This window comes from Pseudomonas frederiksbergensis, assembly GCF_003732665.1.
Classification (GTDB): Bacteria; Pseudomonadota; Gammaproteobacteria; order Pseudomonadales; family Pseudomonadaceae; genus Aquipseudomonas; species Aquipseudomonas frederiksbergensis_G.
In genome coordinates this window covers 1-248 of the sequence record NZ_MOBP01000138.1, presented here as the reverse complement: position 1 = coordinate 248, position 248 = coordinate 1, and the positions used below count along the sequence as shown (strand labels likewise).

Here is a 248-nt window from a genome sequence, read left to right as displayed (position 1 = left end):
ATCACTGCAAAACGCCCAGGCACAGACCCAGGAGTTGCTGGTCTGCGGTGGTGGCGCGCACAACCAGACGCTCATGAAGCGCCTGGCCGAATTACTGCCGGACGCCAACGTCAGCAGCACGGCCGCCTACGGCGTGGACCCGGATTGGGTCGAAGCCATGGCCTTCGCCTGGCTGGCCCATTGCTGTCTGGCAGGTATTCCAGCCAATCGCCCAAGTGTCACCGGCGCCCGCGGCTTGCGCATACTCG

General features: G+C 64.9%; 1 protein-coding gene. It reads left to right on the top strand.

Features of this window, described 5'->3' with window-relative positions; genetic code table 11:
• The coding region (locus BK665_RS33510; RefSeq protein ID WP_185076741.1) for an anhydro-N-acetylmuramic acid kinase at positions 1-248 on the top strand (248 nt) is incomplete at both ends.